At 65.0% G+C, this 15,547-nt stretch carries 16 protein-coding genes, 1 pseudogene and 1 riboswitch; of the genes and pseudogenes, 8 read left to right on the top strand and 9 right to left on the bottom strand.

Translation table 11 applies throughout. The features are described from left to right. Positions 1–14: 14 nt before the first annotated feature. A complete protein-coding gene (locus tag ACNA7R_RS05350; protein ID WP_416282527.1) occupies positions 15–722 on the bottom strand; it encodes a hypothetical protein in 708 nt (235 codons plus the stop codon). 66 nt (positions 723–788) lie between these two features. Then, on the bottom strand, positions 789–1,547 hold the full coding sequence (locus tag ACNA7R_RS05345) for a DUF5781 family protein (protein WP_416282526.1): 759 nt from the start codon (positions 1,545–1,547) through the stop codon (positions 789–791). A gap of 189 nt (positions 1,548–1,736) precedes the next feature. Between ACNA7R_RS05345 and ACNA7R_RS05340 the strand changes: the two genes are divergently transcribed. From ACNA7R_RS05340 to ACNA7R_RS05330, 3 genes are all read left to right on the top strand, one after another. Next, complete coding sequence (locus ACNA7R_RS05340) at positions 1,737–3,923, top strand: elongation factor EF-2 (RefSeq protein ID WP_416282525.1); 2,187 nt, start codon at positions 1,737–1,739, stop codon at positions 3,921–3,923. 110 nt (positions 3,924–4,033) lie between these two features. Beyond that, a complete protein-coding gene (locus ACNA7R_RS05335) occupies positions 4,034–4,267 on the top strand; it encodes a hypothetical protein (RefSeq protein ID WP_416282524.1) in 234 nt (77 codons plus the stop codon). Next, complete coding sequence (locus ACNA7R_RS05330; RefSeq protein WP_416282523.1) at positions 4,264–4,659, top strand: PIN domain-containing protein; 396 nt, start codon at positions 4,264–4,266, stop codon at positions 4,657–4,659. Before ACNA7R_RS05335 ends, ACNA7R_RS05330 begins: the two co-directional genes overlap by 4 nt. A gap of 9 nt (positions 4,660–4,668) precedes the next feature. Here ACNA7R_RS05330 and serS read toward each other — a convergent pair whose 3' ends face one another. Then, on the bottom strand, positions 4,669–6,048 hold the full coding sequence (gene serS, locus ACNA7R_RS05325; protein WP_416282522.1) for a serine--tRNA ligase: 1,380 nt from the start codon (positions 6,046–6,048) through the stop codon (positions 4,669–4,671). Positions 6,049–6,159: 111 nt separating this feature from the next. Between serS and ACNA7R_RS05320 the strand changes: the two genes are divergently transcribed. Then, complete coding sequence (locus tag ACNA7R_RS05320; RefSeq protein ID WP_416282521.1) at positions 6,160–7,374, top strand: potassium channel family protein; 1,215 nt, start codon at positions 6,160–6,162, stop codon at positions 7,372–7,374. 23 nt (positions 7,375–7,397) lie between these two features. Here the strand turns inward: ACNA7R_RS05320 and ACNA7R_RS05315 are convergent, their stop codons facing one another. The 5 genes from ACNA7R_RS05315 to ACNA7R_RS05295 all read right to left on the bottom strand — a co-directional run bounded on the left by ACNA7R_RS05315 (position 7,398) and on the right by ACNA7R_RS05295 (position 9,878). Beyond that, positions 7,398–7,538 (bottom strand): hypothetical protein, encoded by a 141-nt coding sequence (locus tag ACNA7R_RS05315; RefSeq protein WP_416282520.1) that lies wholly within the window; start codon positions 7,536–7,538, stop codon positions 7,398–7,400. A gap of 192 nt (positions 7,539–7,730) precedes the next feature. After that, positions 7,731–8,309 carry a magnesium transporter gene (locus ACNA7R_RS05310; RefSeq protein WP_416282519.1) on the bottom strand — a complete coding sequence of 193 codons (579 nt, stop codon included), beginning with the start codon at positions 8,307–8,309 and terminating at the stop codon, positions 7,731–7,733. After that, a complete protein-coding gene (locus ACNA7R_RS05305) occupies positions 8,309–8,878 on the bottom strand; it encodes a magnesium transporter (RefSeq protein ID WP_416282518.1) in 570 nt (189 codons plus the stop codon). Before ACNA7R_RS05305 ends, ACNA7R_RS05310 begins: the two co-directional genes overlap by 1 nt. A gap of 149 nt (positions 8,879–9,027) precedes the next feature. Further along, the gene (crcB, locus tag ACNA7R_RS05300) at positions 9,028–9,471 is read right to left on the bottom strand and encodes a fluoride efflux transporter CrcB (protein ID WP_416282516.1); all 444 of its coding nucleotides are present in this window, start codon (positions 9,469–9,471) and stop codon (positions 9,028–9,030) included. Further along, on the bottom strand, positions 9,468–9,878 hold the full coding sequence (locus ACNA7R_RS05295) for a fluoride efflux transporter FluC (protein WP_416282515.1): 411 nt from the start codon (positions 9,876–9,878) through the stop codon (positions 9,468–9,470). The genes crcB and ACNA7R_RS05295 overlap by 4 nt, the downstream gene beginning before the upstream one ends. A gap of 9 nt (positions 9,879–9,887) precedes the next feature. After that, a riboswitch (Fluoride riboswitch) is annotated at positions 9,888–10,016 on the bottom strand. A gap of 93 nt (positions 10,017–10,109) precedes the next feature. Here ACNA7R_RS05295 and ACNA7R_RS05290 point away from each other — a divergent pair. The 3 genes from ACNA7R_RS05290 to ACNA7R_RS05280 all read left to right on the top strand — a co-directional run bounded on the left by ACNA7R_RS05290 (position 10,110) and on the right by ACNA7R_RS05280 (position 14,087). Then, positions 10,110–11,009, top strand: a complete 900-nt coding sequence (locus ACNA7R_RS05290) for a cation diffusion facilitator family transporter (RefSeq protein ID WP_416282514.1) — start codon at positions 10,110–10,112, stop codon at positions 11,007–11,009. Between the two features lie 48 nt (positions 11,010–11,057). Then, complete coding sequence (locus ACNA7R_RS05285; protein ID WP_416282513.1) at positions 11,058–11,978, top strand: MBL fold metallo-hydrolase; 921 nt, start codon at positions 11,058–11,060, stop codon at positions 11,976–11,978. Positions 11,979–12,101: 123 nt separating this feature from the next. Beyond that, positions 12,102–14,087: an AMP-dependent synthetase/ligase gene (locus ACNA7R_RS05280; protein ID WP_416282512.1), complete on the top strand. Its 1,986-nt coding sequence runs from the start codon at positions 12,102–12,104 to the stop codon at positions 14,085–14,087. 203 nt (positions 14,088–14,290) lie between these two features. Here the strand turns inward: ACNA7R_RS05280 and ACNA7R_RS05275 are convergent, their stop codons facing one another. Next, a complete protein-coding gene (locus tag ACNA7R_RS05275) occupies positions 14,291–14,572 on the bottom strand; it encodes a hypothetical protein (protein ID WP_416282511.1) in 282 nt (93 codons plus the stop codon). A gap of 42 nt (positions 14,573–14,614) precedes the next feature. On the opposite strand from ACNA7R_RS05275, the pseudogene ACNA7R_RS05270 reads away from it, so the two are divergent. Then, a pseudogene (locus tag ACNA7R_RS05270) lies at positions 14,615–15,547 on the top strand (hypothetical protein); the annotation flags it as partial.

Below are 15,547 nucleotides of genomic sequence, written 5' to 3'. Positions count from 1 at the left end.
CCGACATACTCTCGTTACAGCTGTTGCGTCGAAATCCAGCCCGAGCACAGCGATTCGCCCTTGAGCGACCATCGTTCCTGACAGACGCCGTTGTGGGTCCGCAGTTCGACGACGACGTCGAAAAGCGGCGTAAGAATCGAAACGACCTCGCTCTCGCGCTCGACGGGGAGCCGATAGTGAATCATGCCGTCGGATTTCCGCACCCGTCCGTTGGTGAGATGAATAAACCGGAACACGCGTTCCGTGCCGTACGTCTCGAGCAGGGGGAGCAGCGAGTCGACGCCGATCCGAAGCTCGGAGGGTTCGAGGCCGTCCGCGGCGCTCTCGAACGACTCGATCGCGCTCGAGATCTCGATCCCGAGGTCGGCCAGCGTTTCTGTACTTGTGACCGGAACGTCGATCGACGGCGCTGGTCCCGGTCCGTGCTCGCTCGAGGCGGCGCTGGTGCTCCGGACGTCGATCTCGTGTCGGACGATTCGGTGGCTATCCGAGGGGGTTTCGTCGACCAGCGACTCGATCGGTGCGCTCTCGCCGGTCGTCGAAACCAAAACGCGTCGCCGCGGACGATCCGTGGCGTGGCCGAGCAGCCGGCGGCAGGTTTTGGCCTGCTGGCTCGCCCGGGCCGACCCGACGACGAGGACGCTCGCTCCGCGGCGTTTCAGTCGCGATAGTTCCTCGATAAACGCGTCGTCCGGTCCGCGAGCATCTGTCTCGGAGAGCATTGCCAGTATGTTCCATACTAATGAGGTGTAAAACATTAAACGTTCGGGTCGCTGACGACGGCGACGTCACGCCTCGCTCGAGGCGTCTCCGTCGCCGACGTATGCTCGCGTCGCGTCGACGAGGACCTGTCGGTAGCTGCTCGAGTCGGGATCCCGAGCGAGTTCCCGAAACCGGCGTTTGAACGCCTCGAACGGAACGTCGGGGGCGTCCACCGCGGCGACGTGGGCGAGATCGTACAGACGGTGATCGGGCTCGACGAGGTCGTGTCGTTCCGCAAGCGCCAGCGCGAACGCCGCATTGACGGCCGTGATCTCGGGATCGGCGCTCGCCGAGAGTCTCGTTCGCTCGGTTCGTGGCGGGCTCCGGGGCCGGTCGACGACCGCGGCCGCGAGGCTCGACTCGAGAAACGAGAGAAGTTTCTCGCCGGGGCCGACCGAGAGCGTGATGTCGTCGGCGTAGATGTCTTTCATGTGGTTTGCGATCTGGTAGCAGTGGGTGAGCTTTCGCCGTTCGACGCTCTTGCCGGCGAGTGCGAGATACAGCACTTCTTCGGTCGACTGCGTGTGGGAGGGGTGGTTCTGCTCGTATCTTGCCATGTGGGCGAACTCGTGGAGGGCGAGTTCGCGGGCCATCGCGCTCGAGGCGGCCTGCCGGGAGATGTTCAGGACGTGTCGGTCGTCGTAGTGGCCGGCCCAGGTGCGAACGTCGGGGTCCTCGCACAGTTCGACGTCGACCGGAAGCGAAAGGTCGTACTCGGTCTCGAACAGGTCGCGGGCCCCGAGAAAGGGGGCGGTCGGGCCCGAGCCGTTCACTCGGATATCCATGTGTAGCCGTATCACGGGCCGTGACTGTATGGCTCTTACGCCCGTCGGCAGTCCCTCGTGCCGACCATTACTGTGTGCTATTCACTCACGCAAATTAGTCTTTCGTCGCTCTAGAGCGGGAAACGCGGCGAATTCCCCCCGGCGACGAAACACTACCCTTTTGACCCCGCTACCGGTATTGGGGGGTATATGGGCCGACGCAAGAAGATCGTCCAAGAGTGTGAACGGCTGATGGACGAACCGGAGAACATCCGGAACATCGCCATCGCCGCTCACGTCGATCACGGAAAAACGACCCTCTCCGACAACCTTCTCGCTGGTGCCGGCATGATCTCCGACGAGACCGCCGGCGAACAGCTCGCGATGGACACCGAGGAGGACGAGCAGGAACGTGGGATCACCATCGACGCGGCGAACGTCTCGATGACCCACGAGTACGAGGGGACGAACCACCTCATCAACCTCATCGACACGCCGGGCCACGTCGACTTCGGTGGCGACGTCACCCGAGCGATGCGTGCCGTCGACGGTGCGCTGGTCGTCGTCGACGCCGTCGAGGGTGCGATGCCCCAGACCGAGACCGTTCTCCGCCAGGCGCTGCGCGAGGGCGTGAAGCCGACCCTGTTCATCAACAAGGTCGACCGCCTCATCTCCGAGCTTCAGGAGGGGCCCGAGGAGATGCAGCGTCGCCTCGTCTCGGTCATCAACGACGTCAACGAACTCATCCGCGGCATGACCGAGGAGATGGACGACATCGAGGACTGGACCGTCTCCGTCGAGGACGGCACCGTCGGCTTCGGTTCCGCGCTGTACAAGTGGGGCGTCTCGATGCCCTCGATGCAGCGAACCGGCATGGACTTCGGCGACATCATGGAACTCGAGCGCTCGGACAAGCGCCAGGAGCTCCACGAGCGCACGCCGCTGTCGGACGTCGTCCTCGACATGGTCTGTGAGCATTTCCCCAACCCGGTCAACGCCCAGCCTCGTCGTATTCCGCGCATCTGGCGCGGTGACGACGAGACGGACCTCGCCGAAGGGATGCGACTGGTCGACGAGACCGGCGAGGTCGTCTTCATGGTCACCGACATCGGTATGGACCCCCACGCCGGCGAAATCGCCTCCGGTCGCGTCTTCTCGGGTACCCTCGAGAAGGGCCAGGAGCTGTACGTCTCCGGTACCGCGGGCAAGAACCGCGTCCAGTCCGTCGGGATCTACATGGGCGGCGAGCGCGAGGAAGTCGAAAACGTTCCGGCGGGGAACATCGCGGCCGTCACCGGTCTCAAGGACGCCATCGCGGGCTCGACCGTCTCGAGCGTCGAGATGACGCCCTTCGAGTCGATCGAGCACATCTCCGAGCCGGTCATTACGAAGTCCGTCGAGGCGAAGAGTATGGACGACCTGCCAAAGCTGATCGAAACCCTTCGACAGGTCTCCAAAGAGGACCCGACGATCCAGATCGAGATCAACGAGGAGACCGGCGAGCACCTGATCTCCGGACAGGGAGAACTTCATCTCGAAGTAATCACCCAGCGTATCGAAAAGAATCAGGGTATTCCGGTCAACACCGGTGAACCGATCGTCGTCTACCGCGAGCAGCCCCAGGAACCCAGCGACGAGATCGAAGGCATCTCGCCGAACCGTCACAACCGCTTCTACGTCTCCATCGAGCCGATGTCGGACGAACTCGTCGAGGCGATCCAACTCGGCGAGGCGTCGATGGATATGCCCGAACAGGAGCGCCGCGAAGCCCTGCAGAACGCCGGCATGGACAAGGATGACTCCCAGGAAGTCGAGCACATCCACGGGACGAACATCCTCATCGACGACACGAAAGGTATCCAGCACCTGAACGAGACGATGGAACTCGTAATCGAGGGATTCGAGGACGCCCTCAACAACGGTCCCCTCGCAAACGAGCCGGTTCAGGGGACGCTCATCCGGCTGCACGACGCCAGGCTCCACGAGGACACTATCCACCGGGGTCCGGCACAGGTCATCCCGGCAACTCGAAACGCGCTCCACAACGCCCTGATCGACGGCCGCATCAAGATGCTCGAGCCGATGCAGGACGTCCGTATCGACGTCCCCAACGACCACATGGGCGCCGCCTCCGGCGAGATCCAGGGTCGTCGTGGCCGCGTCGACGACATGTACCAGGAAGGCGATCTGATGGTCGTCGAGGGGATCGCGCCCGTCGGCGAGATGATCGGCTTCGCGAGCGACATCCGCTCCGCGACCGAGGGCCGTGCCTCCTGGAACACCGAGAACGCCGGCTTCGAGGTCATGTCCGACTCGCTCCAGCGCGAGAAGATCATGGAGATCCGCGAGCGCAAGGGTATGAAGCTCGAGCTGCCCGAGATCATCCAGTACATCTAGACGACGTTTCGTTCTCGCGGTTCGTTTTTCCGGCGATCTTCCAGCGACGTCTTCTCCGTTCGATCGACTGCGGGCGAACGCTTTTGCAAGTGTAAATCCTGTTTTACGGCATGACCAAGATGATTCGCGTTCCCGACGAGTATCACGCGTGGGTGAAAGCTCACAACCGGGACGACGAAACGATGTTCGAGACGCTCCGTCGCCTGACTCGAGAACCCGATCCGGAGGCACTGGCAGGTATTCTGTCGTCGGACGAGGTCGACGACGCTCGAGAGGCTGCCGAGCGGTTCGGCGGACGCGACGACGAGCGGCTGACGCGAGCGCGGGAGGCGTTCGAGGAGTGATCCTCGATTCGTCGTACCTGTTCGACCTGATGGAGGGAGTTCCCGAAGCGATTCGGACGGGACACGACCTCACGGAAACCGGGGAGGTGCAGTGGCTCCCGACACCGGTCGTCGCCGAGGTGTACTACGGTGTCGCGTGTACGGCAAGCGAGGAGGAACGACGGCAGGTGTCGAACGCGCTGCTCGGCTATCCGCGAGTCGACGTCGACGAGGAAATCGCCCGAACGGCGAGTACGTTGCTCGCGAACGCCGACGAAGCGGACGGTGGGAACAGCGGCGTCGAAACGAACGATGCGTACATCGGCGCGGTCGCCGAGGTCCTCGACGACGCCGTCTTGACCGCTAATACGGCGGACTTCGAGACGCTCGGCGTCGCCGTCGAGACCTACTGATCGACGACGTTACTCCCGCTCGCCCGCACCGAGCGCGCTCTCGCCGACCTTCTCGTGGCCCTCGATGACCTCCTGGCCGCCCATGTACGGCTGCAGCGCCTCGGGGATCGTCACGGTGCCGTCCTCGTTCTGGTGGTACTCGAGGATCGCCACCATCACGCGGGGCAGTGCGAGCCCCGAGGCGTTGAGCGTGTGGAGGTACTCGGCCGACTCGTGGCGTTCAGGCCGGTAGCGAAGCCCGGCGCGGCGGGCCTGGAAGTCCTCGAAGTTCGACGCCGACGAGACTTCGAGCCAGCGGCCGCCTTCCTCGGGGCCGTCGTCCATGTCGTCGCCGGGCGCCCAGACCTCGATGTCGTACGTTTTCGCCGAGGCGAAGGTCAGATCGCCGGTACAGAGCTCGAGGATGCGGTAGGGAAGGTCGAGCTGACGCAGCACCTCCTCGGCCTCGTCGAGCAGCGCCTCGAGGCGGTCGTAGCTGTCCTCGGGCTCGACGAAGTTGACGAGTTCGACCTTGTTGAACTGGTGGACCCGGACGATCCCGCGGGTCTCGGTGCCGTGCTCGCCGGCCTCGCGTCGGAAGTTCGGCGTGTAGGCCTGGTGTTTCAGCGGGAGGTCGTCCTTGAGCAGGATCTCGTCGGCGTACATGTTCGTGACCGGGACCTCGGCGGTCGGACAGAGCCAGAGGTCGTCGTCCTCGTAGGCGTCCTCGTTGCTCCCGCCCAGTCGGTAGGCGTCGTCGGCGAACTTCGGCAGCTGGCCGGTACCCCGCATCGACTCGCTTTTGACCGGGACCGGCGGGAAGAGGTCGACGTACCCCTGCTCGCGGTGGATATCCATCATGAACTGGATCAGCGCGTGCTCGAGGCGGGCGCCGTCGCCCTTGAGGAAATAAAAGCCCGATCCCGTCGTTTTGGCGGCGCGCTCCTCGTCGATGATGTCAAGTTCCTCGCCGAGCTCGTAGTGGGGGGTGATCTCGTCGGCGTCGACGCGCAGGTCGTCGAACCCCCAGCGTCGGTCCTCGACGTTGTGTCGCTCGTCGAGCCCCAGCGGAACGCTCTCGTCGGGAATCTGTGGGATCTCGAGCATCCGTTCCCGGAGCTCGCCGCCGAGTTCGTTCGCCTCCTCCTCGATCTCCTCGATCTCGGCTTTGAGTTCCTTCGACTCCTCGATCGCGTCGTCTTTCTCGTCCTGCTTCCCTTTCGCGACCAGCGAGCCGATTCGCTCGGTTACCTGGTTTCGCTCGTGGCGCAGCTCGTCGCCGCGGGCTTTCAGTTCGCGCCAGCGCTCGTCGATCTCGATCAGCTCGTCGAGGTCGACGTCGGCACCTCGGTTGTCGAGCGCGTCGCGGACGGCCTCGGGGTCCTCGCGCAGGAGGCTCCGGTCGATCATTGGCCGTGGATTCTCCGCGCCGGTCCAAAACCGTGTCGGAAGGCGTCGTTTCGTGAACCCGCGACTCGGCGGCGGGAAACGTTTTTTTGACGCGGGTTGGTGGGTTAGGACATGGATCCGTTCGAGGACGAGCCGTCGCCGGTGTCGATCGAGTACGAGCCCGTCAGCGTCAAGGACGTGCTCGTCGAGATGAAAGATACCGCGGAGCTGCTGATCGATCTCTCCTACTCCGCCGTCCTCCACCGCAACGAGGACCTCGCGCGGGAGGTGCTTCGTCTCGAGCGCCAGATGGACGTCCTCGAGATGCGCGCCCGGATGGGGCTGCTGATGGCCTCGCGGAACCCCTCGGACGCCGAACAGCTCGCGCCGGTGCTCGGAATCGTCGCCGCGACGGGGACGATCAGCGACGCGGCCGGCGACATCGCGAAGATCGTCTTGGAGGAGATGGGGCTGCCCGAGGCGATGCGCGCGGCGCTGCCCGAGGCCGCCGGCGTGTTAGTGCGGGGCGTCGTCGACGCGAACTCCCCGTACGCCGACCGGACGCTCGAGGATATCGACCTCGAGTCCGAGACCGGTGTGCGCGTGATCGCGCTCCGGCGCGGCGAGGACTGGCTGCTCAACCCCGGTCCGACGACGACGGTCGCGGCCGACGACGTCGCCTTCCTCCGCGGTCCCGATACGGCGATCGAGGAGGTGTACGAGACGCTGACGGGGGCGGCCTACGAGGTCCCTGCGGTCGAGTCGCCGGACATCGACGACCTCGAGCGGGCCGTGGACACGATCATCCACATGAAGAACCTCTCGGAGCTGGCGATCGACCTGGCCTACAGCAGCGTCCTGTTCGACAGCGAGGCGCTCGCCGAGGAGGTTCGGAACCTCGAGGTCGAGGTCGACGCGATGCAGTCCCGCTTCGAGGCCTGGACGCTCCGAGCGGCGGCCGACGCCCCCGACCCGGTCTCGCTGCGGGGACTGATCCGCCTCGGCACCAGCACGGAGGTCATCAGCGACGCCGCGATCGATCTCAGCGAGGGCGTGTTCCGGGATATCGAGGTTCACCCAGTCGTCCGGATGGCCGTCGAGGAGAGCGACGAGATCATCACTCGGATCGAGGTTGAGTCGGGCAGCGACCTCGACGGGACGACGATCGACGCGGGCGTCCCCGACACGGAGACGACGATGTCGGTGATCGCCATCCGTCGGCCCGACGAGGGCTGGTTACTGGTCGGGGACGCCGACGCGGAGGTCAACGGCGGCGACGTGCTCATCTCGAAGGGGACCCGGACGGCCGCGGAGGCGTTCGGAAACCTGTCTCGAGCGACGGAGTAGTCGGCCGCCGTCGGCGACCCGAGCTAGCCGGCGTACGCGAGCAGTATCGTGACGAGCTCGAGATACAGCAGTATGCCGAGCGCGACGACGACGATCGCTAGCGTCAAGGGAACGGTCGCGTGTCGTCGCTCCCGCGTTCGGAACGCGCGGACGAGCCAGCTCATCGGCCCGCTCGCGTTCCTCCGAATGCGTTTCGGGGAACGTCTCGTGGCGTTCGTTCGTCGCGAGTCGATTCGACTTCCATGCATACAACCCCCACACCCTGACACTTGAAGTTCAGTCAGACGTCCGACGGACGGGTGGCACACATCCGTTTTCCCCGCCGAATTCGTTTCGCTCGAGACCGGGGGGACGGTCTAGAATCCCAGCACGAGCGCGGAGACGCCGATGAAGATGACCATCCCGAAGACGTCGACGACGTTCGTGACGATCGGGATCGTCGTGTCGTCGGGGTCGACGCCCAGCCGGTAGGAGGCGTAGGTCGTCGCGAAGCTGAACAGAACCGCGATGACGGCGACGGACATCCCGCTGACCAGCGAGATCAAAAGCAGCGTCGACAGCGGGAGCGTCGAGCCGATGAGCCCGCCGAGCAGGTAGGCGCCGAACGCCAGCGCGGTGAAGATCGTCGCCGCGAGCGCCAGCACCGCGCCGACGTTCGCCCACAGCTCCCGATCCCGGGGATCGAACTCGGTCGTCCCGAGGTGGAGCCGGGTCGAGAGCCGCGAACTCAGGATCGCGCCGAGGTTCCCGCCCATGTCGACCATCGTCGGCACCATAATCGCCAAGATGCCGTACTGCTCGAGCATCTCTTCGGCCTCCTCGAGGGTGATCCCCGCCCAGAGAACGATCACACAGAGGACGATCAGCAGCGGGAACATGTTGCCGACGATACTGCGGACCTCCCAGCTCCCGAGCGAGCCACTCGGGGCGACCATCAGACGAGCACCTCCACGAGGCCGATCGCGAACAGCATAAAGAGCATCCCGAAGATGTCACCGAGCGTCGTCACGATGGGGCCGACGAGGTTGTCGGGGTCGTAACCGTACTTGAAGCCGGCGAAGATCAGCGCCAGCAGGCCGAAGATGAGTACGACCGACGTCAGCACGCCGGCGATCAGCATGATACCCACCAGTTCGTACAGCGCGGCGACCTCCCAGCCCAGGAGCAACAGCGCGAGCCAGGTGATGACGCCGATGACGACCGAGATTCCGATCCCGTTGATAAACGAGGCGGTGACCGCGTTGACGAGCCGCTGGTCGTATTCGAACTTCGGATCGATCAGCCCCTGGTGGAGCCCGCTCGAGATCCGCCCGCCGAGCGCTCCGTAGACGTTGCCACGAGTGGCCAGAAAGACGGGGATCATCACCAGAAGTCCCGGAAACCGTTCGACGCTCTCGACCATTCCCTCGAGCACCAGGCCGGCGAAGAGTCCGCCGCCGAGGGCGACCAGCAGGATGGGAAGCGCCTCGCGGTAGATCGACCAGAACTCCTCCCGTACGCTCATAGCAGTATCTTTCGCAGTCGACTGTTAAACGTATCGGGAAATGATAGCAAGCAGGCGGCAGGTCCCGGGGATCGCTTCCGTCGTCCTCGCTTCGCTCGGGACGAATTCGAGTTCGTACGGGATCTGCCGACGACTCTCGTCCGAGCGTGCTACAGTCCCGGAGCTGTACTCGCGATCACCCAAGCGAGTCCGATCGCCGTGACCGAGAGCACGAGGTTCCCCGCGGCGTTCGCGACCGCGAGTTTTCGATCCCCGCGCTCGTAGAGCTGGACCGTCTCGACCGAGAACGACGAGAACGTCGTGAACGCCCCGCAGATGCCGATCCCGACGAACTGGATGGCCGACTCGCCCGCCCCGGCGAACGTCGCCGCGCCGAAGACGAAGCTCCCGACGACGTTGACGACCAGCGTCGGCCACGGGTAGCGCTCGTCCGAGAGTCGTTCGTAGACGGCGTAGCGCAACAGGGCGCCGATCGCGCCGCCGACGCCGACGAGGTGGGCGGCCTCGAACTCGAGCGCGCCGTCCTCGAGGACGGGCTCGAGAACGAGGACGAGAGCGAGGAGGCTAGACGCCGTCGACTCGAGCCCGATCACGCCGTCTCACCCCCGGCCGGTGTCGGCCGTCGGTCCCTGACCTTGCGGGCGAGTTTCCGCCCTACGAGTACGCCGGTGAAGCCGAGTCCGTAGTTGGCGACGACGATCCCGACGAGCAGCCAGGGCTCGGCGGCGACGGCGGTCTGGACCGCGAACGTGCTGTAGGTCGTCAGCGAGGAGAGAAACCCGGTCGTGAACACCAGCCTGGCTTTCCGGTCGACGATACCGGTGTACTGGGCCTCGTAGACGACGAACCCGAGCAGGAAGCTCCCGACGACGTTGACGAGTAACACGGCGGCGACGTCCGAGAGTAGCCCGATCGCGAAAAACCGGAGGTTCGCGCCGGCGAAACCGCCGATCGCGATCAGTGCGAGCGTCTCGAGTCGGACGAGCGGATGGTCGGTCATGGCTGACAGCGTTCGGTAGGGACCATCAGCCGGCCGTTTCGGTCGTCCGCACGCGGTCCGGCAGTGGCGCGGTGCGTTGCGAACTGGTGAACGAGTCACCGGCGGTTGCGTCAGGCGGGCCCCATCGCCCGGATAGACGTTCGTTCTCACACCAGTCAAATGAGAATTGTGGAAGGCGGGGTCGCCACTCGGAAGGAAAAGACCCAAGTTTAGATTGTCTCTAAACAGGGTATGGTCGACGAGGGGGGTCGCGACGGGTTCACGCGTGCGTCGTGGGTGAACGTCCTCGGCAATGCCGTCAAGATCGTCGTCGAGGGCGCCGTGGGGCTGGCCTTCGGCAGCGTCGCGCTCGTCGCGGACGCGGCCCACTCGATCGCCGATCTCGTCGCGAGCCTCGTCGTGCTCGTCTGGGGCCGAAGCTCGTTCGACGAGCCCGACGACACCCACCCCCACGGCCACGAGCGGATCGAACCGCTGACGGCGCTGTTCGTCGGCGCGGTCATCGCCCTGCTCGGCCTCAACCTGCTGTACGAGTCGGCACAGGGGATCGCCTACGGGGTCGACGTCGTCTTCAGTCCCCTGCTGCTCGGCGCGCTCGGGTTCGCGATCGTCGACATGTATCTGGTCTACCGCTACACCGAGTACATCAACGAGTCGATCGGCTCGACTGCGCTCGAGGCGCTGGCGACGGACTGTCTGAACGACATCTACACCTCCTTCGCCGCGGTCGTCGGCGTCATCGGTGTCCTGCTCGGCCAGCCCCTGCTCGATCCGATCGCCGGGGGGCTCGTCAGCCTGCTCGTCATCTACCAGGGCGTCGAGATCGGTCGCGAGAACGTCGACTACCTCATCGGCGCCTCGCCCGGCCCGACGAAACGGACCCAGATCACCGAAATCCTCCGCGACCACCCCGACGTCCAGGGGATCCACGACCTCACGGTCTTCTACGACGGCCCCGTCCTCGAGGTCGAGGTCCACGTCGAGGTCGACGGCGACATGCCGTTCCGGCGGGCCCACGATATCGAATCGGAGCTGGTCGCCAGTCTCAGAGGGATCGAGGACGTCGGCGACGCCCACGTCCACCTCGACCCGTCGGGGATCGGCGAGTGGAAGGACCAGCGCGACCGGTAGCCTGGCCGGGACGACAGCTTTTATTTTATCTCCCCACGGCCTACCGGTATGGAAATCGGTGACGTCCGCCCGGTCACGGCCGGCGACTGTTCGGACCTCTACTACGTCGATACGGGAATGTACGAGACCAGCGGGTACGGCGCCGTCTACGTCGTAGACGACGACCGACCCGCGATCGTCGACACCGGGATCGGGACGAACTACGAGCGAATCCTCGAGGCGCTCGAGGAGATCGGTATCGCGCCCGAGGACCTCGAGGCCATCGCCGTCACGCACATCCACCTCGACCACGCCGGCGGCGCGGGCTTTCTCGCCGAAGCGTGCCCGAACGCCGACGTCTACGTCCACCCGATCGGCACGTCCCATCTGGCGGATCCCTCGCGGCTGGTCGCGGGGACGAAGGCTGCGGTCGGCGACCAGTGGCAGTACTACGTCGACCCGAAGCCGATCCCCGAGGATCGGATCGTCGAGATCCAGGACGGCGACGCGATCGACCTCGGCACCCACGAGCTGCGGGTTCACGAGATGCCCGGCCACGCCCCCCACCAGGTCGTCTTCGAGGATCCCGAAAACGACGCGGTGTTTACCGCCGACGCCGCGGGGATCTGGGTGCCCGAACGCGAGGAGATCCGGGAGACCTCGCCGCCGTCGAACTTCCACCTCGAGCGCTGTCTCGAGGACGTCGAGACCCTCCAGGAGATCGATCCCGACGTGCTCTGTTACGCCCACTTCGGCCCGCGCTACGTCGGCGACGACGCTGAGGCGGCCCTCGAGGCGTACGCGACCGTCCTCGAGGAGTGGGTCCGAGACGTCGAGGCAAAACGCGGGGAGCTCGAGGACGACGAGGCGCTCGTCGAGCACTTCGCCTCGAGGTCGGATCTGGGCGACGCCTGGGGCGAGCACAAAGCCGGCGCCGAGGCCGGCATGAACGTTCGCGGCGTCGTCGGCTACCTGGATCACCGGGACTGACTGTCGGGACCGCCCGATTGCCCGTTTTCGACGCGATCACCGTTTCAGCCCACGAATAAACGCGGTGACAGATGCGTTCAGTTTCATCACGTTTTATCGCTCGGGAGGTACTGTCTCACGTGTATGCACTGGCGGGACGCCGAACGAGAGTACGAGGACGAGGTCATCGGTGAAACGACGCTCGGACGGATGTTCGACGACGCCGTCGAGCGCCACCCGAACCGGCCGGCACAGCGGTACAAGGGCGGGATCTACGACCGATCGCTGACCGAGTCGGTCCTCGAGCCCGCCGACCCGGGCGAGTTCCGGGCGATCTCCTACACCCAGATGCGAAACGTCGTCCGGAACCTCGCGGCTGGCTTTCGCGACCTCGGCGTCGAGCAGGGCGATCGCGTCGGCATCTTCGCCGACACCCGTATGGAGTGGGCCCAGACCGACTTCGCGCTGCTTTCGGCGGGCGCGGTCATCACGACGGTCTACGAGAGCTCCTCGCCCAACCAGGTCCGGTACCTCCTCGACGACCCCGACGCCACCGCCGTCGTCGTCGAGAACGAACGGCTGGTCGAGCGCGTCCTCGAGGTCGAGGACGACCTCGACCTCGAGTTCATCGTTTCGATGGATCGTCTCGAGGGGTACGACGACCGCGACGACGTCCTGACCCTCGCGGCGGTCCACGACCGCGGCGAGGAGACGTTCGACCTCGAGCGCTACGAGGAGTGGCTCGACGCGCCCGACACGGACGACCTGGCCAGCCTCATCTACACGAGCGGAACGACGGGCCAGCCCAAGGGCGTCCAGCTCACCCACCGGAACTTCCGGTCGAACGTCAACCAGATTCGCAAGCGCTACGGCCCGCGCCCGGACAAGGACGACGAGCTGCCGGTCATCGACGAGACCGTTCAGTCCGTCTCCTATCTCCCGCTGGCACACGTCTTCGAGCGCACGTCCGGCCACTTCCTGCTGTTTGCCAGCGGCGCCTGCGTCGCCTACGCCGAGAGCACCGACACGCTCAAGGAGGACTTCGGGACGGTACAGCCGAACACGGCCACGAGCGTTCCCCGGGTCTACGAGAAGATCTACGACACGATCCGCGAGCAGGCCAGCGAGTCGGGAGCGAAAAAGCGGATCTTCGAGTGGGCGACCGACGTCGGCGTCGAGTACCAGGAGACCGACGATCCCGGCCCGATCCTCAGCGCGAAGCAGTCGCTGGCCGACAAACTGGTCTTCTCGAACGTTCGCGAGGCGCTGGGCGGCGAGATCGAACTCCTAATCAGCGGCGGCGGGAGCCTCTCGAAGGAGCTCTGTACGCTGTACCACGCAATGGGGCTGCCGATCTACGAGGGGTACGGACTCACCGAGACCGCCCCCGTCGTCTCGGTCAACCCGCCCGAGGCGCCGAAGATCGGAACCATCGGGCCGCCGCTTCCCGGCGTCGACGTCCGGATCGACGACTCGCTCGTCGAGGGGGAGACGTTCGACGACCCCGGCGAGGTCGGCGAACTGCTCGTCAGCGGGCCGAACGTCACCCAGGGGTACTGGAACAAGCCGGGCGCGACGAGAGAATCGTTCCTCGAGGACGACGACGGCAGTCGCTGGTTCCGCACCGGCGACATCGTCCACCTCCGTCCTGACGACTTCATCGAGTTCCGGGACCGGGTCAAGCAGATCCTCGTCCTCTCGACCGGGAAGAACGTCGCACCCGGTCCGATCGAGGACGCCTTCGCGGCCAGCGAGGTCGTCGAGCAGTGTATGGTCGTCGGCGACGGCGAGAAGTTCGTCGGCGCCCTGCTCGTTCCCAACACGGATCACGTCCGCGAGTGGGCCGCCGAGGAGGGGATCGACCTCCCCGAGGACCCGCAGGCGATGTGCGACGACGAGCGCGTCCGGGAGTACGTCGGCGAGACAGTCGCCGAGGTCAACGAGAACTTCGAGAAACACGAGACGATCAAGCGCTTCGAACTCGTTCCGCGGGAGTTCACCGAGGAGAACGACATGCTGACGCCGACGATGAAGAAGAAACGCCGGGTCATCCTCGACCGGTTCGACGACCGGGTCGCGCGGATCTACGAGGCGGACCGCGAGGACCGGATCGATCCGGTTTCTTCCTGAGCGGCTGACAGTGCTTGCAGAAGGAATAGTAGCTCTCGGTGATATCAGTACGTTGAACGCTTCCGGGCGGATCCGACGAGCTAAACACGGGGGAGCTCCGAACGTCTGTCCAGAGGATACGTATCGAGAGGCAATCAGCGGGCGGTCACTACGAGAGTCACATGGATCTAAACCGGCGCGAGTTCAGTACGGCTGCGGGGGTATCACTTTCGGCCATCCTGGCGGGCTGTAGCGCTATCGACGACGAGGACGAGCAGGGGGACAACGAATCGGCCAGGGATGGGGACGGGCCAGCGGAGTGGGACGACGAAGACGGGGGCTCGGAGAACGGCGACGATAGCGACGAGGACGAACAGGACCAGTACGAGGACCAGTCCGTCTCGGGAGAGGTGATCATCTCCGGCGCCGCCAGCGACACCCTCGAGGCCCTGCGTCACACGTTCACCTGGGCGGACGACCCGCCGGGCGACGAGTGTAACGTCCACGTCGAACTCGAGAACGTCGGCGACGAGGAGATCACCGTCGACATGGAGGCCCGGATCTACGACGAGGACGGCGCCGAGATCGCGAGCATTCACTTTGCCGACGAGCGGAGCCCGGAGCCAGGCGAGACCGCCGTCTACTCGTTCCCGCTGAGCAACTGCGAGGGGACGGCCTCGTACGAACTCGAGATCGGCGATCTGGACGAGGAGTCCTACGAGCCAGAGGAGGACGACGACGATACTGCCGAGCCGGACGATGACGACGAGCCGGCTGACGACGACGAGCCGGCTGACGACGACGAGCCGGCTGACGACGACGAGCCGGCCGACGACGATGACGACGAGTCGGCTGACGACGACGACCCGGTCGACGATGACGACCCGGCCGATGATGACGACCCAGCTGACGACGACGATCCGGCCGACGACGATGATGACCCGGTCGACGACGATGAGCCGGCTGACGACGATGATGATCCAGCCGACGACGACGATCCGGCCGACGATAGTGATGAGGGGGACGAAGAGGGAAATGACGAAGACGACGAGGGAGACGGTGAAGACGACGTAGGTGACGAAAACGGGGATGACGACGGCGAGGAGGACGAAGAGGGAAATGACGAAAGCGGAGAGGAACAGGACGACGAAGACGATGCGGAAGACGAAGAAGAGGAGGATGGTTCGGGAAATGATGACGACGAGGACGATTCGGGAAATGACGACGACGCGGACGGCGACGAGGACGTAGACGACACTGACGACGAGGATGGGGAAAGTGATTCGGGAAATGACGACGATGCGGACGACGATGAGGGTGAGGACGATTCCGATAATGGCATCGGCGACGATAACGACGGAACCGAGGTTGGAGACGATAGCGACACAGGCCTAGGAGAGGACGACGACCCCGATACCGAAGACGACGACCCCGATACCGAAGACGACGACATCGGAGATGACGATGATGACAGTGGCGAT

This window comes from Natronococcus sp. (assembly GCF_047921035.1).
GTDB lineage: Archaea > Halobacteriota > Halobacteria > Halobacteriales > Natrialbaceae > Natronococcus.
The sequence above is the reverse complement of the archived record's forward strand: the minus strand, read 5'-3'. Positions and strand labels throughout refer to the sequence as shown.

Excerpts from the sequence above, each read along its gene's own strand:
- ACNA7R_RS05320 (WP_416282521.1), top strand. The coding sequence starts at position 6,160 with ATGGATCCGTTCGAGGACGAGCCGTCGCCGGTGTCGATCGAGTACGAG.
- ACNA7R_RS05280 (WP_416282512.1), top strand. The coding sequence starts at position 12,102 with ATGCACTGGCGGGACGCCGAACGAGAGTACGAGGACGAGGTCATCGGT.
- ACNA7R_RS05305 (WP_416282518.1), bottom strand. The coding sequence starts at position 8,878 with ATGAGCGTACGGGAGGAGTTCTGGTCGATCTACCGCGAGGCGCTTCCC.
- ACNA7R_RS05285 (WP_416282513.1), top strand. The coding sequence starts at position 11,058 with ATGGAAATCGGTGACGTCCGCCCGGTCACGGCCGGCGACTGTTCGGAC.
- ACNA7R_RS05345 (WP_416282526.1), bottom strand. The coding sequence starts at position 1,547 with ATGGATATCCGAGTGAACGGCTCGGGCCCGACCGCCCCCTTTCTCGGG.
- ACNA7R_RS05315 (WP_416282520.1), bottom strand. The coding sequence starts at position 7,538 with ATGAGCTGGCTCGTCCGCGCGTTCCGAACGCGGGAGCGACGACACGCG.
- ACNA7R_RS05290 (WP_416282514.1), top strand. The coding sequence starts at position 10,110 with ATGGTCGACGAGGGGGGTCGCGACGGGTTCACGCGTGCGTCGTGGGTG.
- ACNA7R_RS05340 (WP_416282525.1), top strand. The coding sequence starts at position 1,737 with ATGGGCCGACGCAAGAAGATCGTCCAAGAGTGTGAACGGCTGATGGAC.
- ACNA7R_RS05310 (WP_416282519.1), bottom strand. The coding sequence starts at position 8,309 with ATGGTCGCCCCGAGTGGCTCGCTCGGGAGCTGGGAGGTCCGCAGTATC.
- ACNA7R_RS05350 (WP_416282527.1), bottom strand. The coding sequence starts at position 722 with ATGCTCTCCGAGACAGATGCTCGCGGACCGGACGACGCGTTTATCGAG.
- ACNA7R_RS05335 (WP_416282524.1), top strand. The coding sequence starts at position 4,034 with ATGACCAAGATGATTCGCGTTCCCGACGAGTATCACGCGTGGGTGAAA.
- ACNA7R_RS05295 (WP_416282515.1), bottom strand. The coding sequence starts at position 9,878 with ATGACCGACCATCCGCTCGTCCGACTCGAGACGCTCGCACTGATCGCG.
- serS (WP_416282522.1), bottom strand. The coding sequence starts at position 6,048 with ATGATCGACCGGAGCCTCCTGCGCGAGGACCCCGAGGCCGTCCGCGAC.